Annotated in this window: 4 protein-coding genes; all 4 read right to left on the bottom strand. The window is 57.6% G+C overall.

The genetic code is table 11. The features are described 5' to 3' along the window. Positions 1 to 51 precede the first annotated feature (51 nt). Positions 52 to 351: a hypothetical protein gene (locus ACP7E0_RS34800; protein ID WP_426131911.1), complete on the bottom strand. Its 300-nt coding sequence runs from the start codon at positions 349 to 351 to the stop codon at positions 52 to 54. Continuing rightward, on the bottom strand, positions 351 to 1,916 hold the full coding sequence (tnpC, locus tag ACP7E0_RS34795; protein ID WP_426131909.1) for an IS66 family transposase: 1,566 nt from the start codon (positions 1,914 to 1,916) through the stop codon (positions 351 to 353). The genes ACP7E0_RS34800 and tnpC overlap by 1 nt, the downstream gene beginning before the upstream one ends. A 71-nt stretch (positions 1,917 to 1,987) precedes the next feature. Continuing rightward, on the bottom strand, positions 1,988 to 2,335 hold the full coding sequence (gene tnpB, locus ACP7E0_RS34790; protein ID WP_113318578.1) for an IS66 family insertion sequence element accessory protein TnpB: 348 nt from the start codon (positions 2,333 to 2,335) through the stop codon (positions 1,988 to 1,990). Beyond that, on the bottom strand, positions 2,332 to 2,685 hold the full coding sequence (tnpA, locus tag ACP7E0_RS34785) for an IS66-like element accessory protein TnpA (RefSeq protein ID WP_426131906.1): 354 nt from the start codon (positions 2,683 to 2,685) through the stop codon (positions 2,332 to 2,334). Before tnpA ends, tnpB begins: the two co-directional genes overlap by 4 nt. Positions 2,686 to 2,798: the final 113 nt, after the last annotated feature.

Genomic DNA, 2,798 nt, shown 5'->3' with positions numbered 1-2,798 from the left:
GTAAGCGTCCGGCGAGCGGATTTTTCGTATCGCGACCTTTGAGTTAGCGGTCTAGCGCTTTGTCTCGTCGGCCATCACGCGCTCGATCATTTCAGGATCGCATTGCTCGTCAATGAGAAACTGGCGGATCCCACCATCCCAAGTCCGTATGTCTGCGAGAAGCTCCTGGAGGCCATCGATGCCATTTTCGGTCAAGCCTCGTGTACCATATTCGCTTCCATCGCGGACGTGGACCAATTCGCCCTCAGCGATATTGTCCGAGTTGGCGGTGACTTCCTCGAGCAGTTCAAGGTTCTCGCCGATCATGTCAGCGACCTCTTTAAGCGTGTAGATAGTCCTCGATCTGGCCATCAGGCAGCCTTGTGGATGTCTTTTTCCGGCGTCCACTGCCACGGCAGCAGTTCCTCAAGCCGGTCCTTTGGATGATCCTGGATCCGGGTCAGGACGTCCGTCAGATAGACCTCCGGATTGTGGCCATGCAGTTTGACTGTTTCGATGATGGTCAGGATATTGGCGATGCGCTCGCCGCCTTTGTCCGAGCCGGCGAAGAGCCAGTTTTTTCGGCCAATTCCGAGGGGACGCATGGCACGCTCAGCGATATTGTTATCGATTTCGACACGGCCATCGTCGATGTAAACGCTCAATGCTGCCCATCGCGAGAGGGCGTATCGCATCGCTTCGGCCAGCTTTTGTTTTTGCGGCACTGTCGGGAGAGTAGCTTCGATCCAGCCCTTCAGGTCCGACAGAATGGGCTTGGCGTGATCCTGGCGCAGTTTGCGTCGCTCGTCGGCCAGCATGCCGCGGATGCGATCCTCAATATCGTAGAGCGCGCCGATGCGCGACAGCGCTTCGTCGGCGACCGGTGATGGCTTCAGCTTGATCACATCATGGAACTTGCGGCGCACGTGCGCCATGCAGGCCGCCTCGATAATCTGATTGCCGTAAAGCTTCTTATAGCCACCATAACCATCCGCATGCATCACGCCGCTGAAGTCAGCGAGATGATCGGCGGGGTGTACGCCCTTACGGTCGGGGCTATAATAGTAGGCAATGGCTCCGGGAGTGGGATCTCGATAGCCGCTACCATCGAAGACATAGACCCAGACCCTGCCGGTTTTTGTCTTTCCTCGTCCAGGGTCGAGAACATCAACCGGAGTATCGTCCGTATGTATTCGGTCGACCGCGGCGATATGGGCCCTGATCAGCGAGATGAGGGGCGTGAGCAGAGCAGACACACGGCCCACCCAGTCGGCCATCACGGAGCGGGAGATGTCTATCCCCAGTCGGTCGTACATCTCGGACAGACGGTAGAGCGGGATGTGGTCGTCGAACTTGGCGACCATGATATGGGCGAGCAACCCCGGCCCGGGCTTGCCGCGCTCGATTGGCAAAGTCGGCATTTCGCCAGACACAGTCGTATCGCAGTCCCTGCAGATCATGCGTTTTTCGACATGGCGGACAATCTTCACGGACGCCGGTACGTGCTCCATCACCTGAACCACCTTGTCGGCGGCCTTCAGGAAAGACATGCCACCGCAGGTCGGACAATTGCAGGGCGCCGCATAGACCAGCTCTTCGGTTGGAAGGCCACCTGGCAATGGTCTGCGTTTCGGCTTATCGGATGCGTCGTCCAACTCCGGTAAAGGGGTCTTTCCAGAGCGCACTTCAGCCTCGGCGCGGGAAGCCTCGATCTCCTCCAACATCAGTTCGAATTGCTCGATCTTCCGGTCTATCTTCTCCGACGATGCGCCGTGCTGCCGATGGCGGAGCAATTCCAACTGCGCGCGCAGAAGACCGATAATGGAGTCGCGTTTCGTAACTTCGACTTCTTGTGCGCTGAGTTTCGCCGCCTGTTCCGCGACGAGCGCGCGCAAAGCAAAAAGCTCGTCCTGACTGTTCAGCGGCGTTGTTTCCATGTCCGCAAACGTAGCCGATTTGCACCTGAAGCGCTAGTATTTGCCCGGATTTCCCTTGTAAAATAAGGCTTTTATCCCGTTCGGCCGGGAGCCGAAGTCCACGCCGGTCGACGCCAATCAATCCCCTCCACAAGCATCGAAAGCTGAGCTTGCGTCAAATGCGCAACGCCATCTTTCGCCGTCGGCCAGGGAAAGTATCCGCGCTCAAGAACCTTGTAGAATAGGCAAAATCCTTGGCCATCCCACCATAAAAGCTTGATGCGGTCCGCGCGTTTGCCGCGGAACCCGAAGATCGCGCCGGAACCCGGCGCCTCCTTTATGACTGCCTCAACCAGCGCCGACAATCCATCAATGCCGCGCCGCATATCGGTCACCCCGCAGGCCAGATAAACCCGCACATTCCCTGAAGGCCCGATCATGCCGCTTCCACACAAGCGATCAACGACGCGAGCATTCTCCGCTCAAGGTCTGCCGGAACTTTCAAGCCCCGGCCATTTTTTAGCAAGATCTCGACGATCGGTAATGCCGGCCGCGTGGCAGGTGCCTGCCCAAGGTTCACCTCCTTGACGAGCTCCACCGGAAGGAACGTTGCCGGCGCGGTGAAACCACTAAATCTCTGCCGCCACAAACGGATCTGGCCGGGATGGATGTCATGTCGGCGAGCCACATCACCAATGCGAACACCAGGTTGATCCGCTTCTGCCAATATCCCCAGTTTTGCCTCGTCCGGCCATCGCCGCCTACGCTCAATGCCGGAAATGATCTCCATTCGAGCCATGCAACCTCTTCGATCTGGCATTAATGTCAGCACTAATGCTGGTTCTAATGCCAGAACATCGCCCGATTTGCCCGATCAGCAAAATCCGCTAGCCGGACGCTCAC

Origin of the sequence: Pararhizobium sp. PWRC1-1 (genome assembly GCF_049897905.1) — a bacterium.
Classification (GTDB): Bacteria; Pseudomonadota; Alphaproteobacteria; order Rhizobiales; family Rhizobiaceae; genus Pararhizobium.
This window is presented reverse-complemented; position numbering and strand designations above follow the sequence as displayed.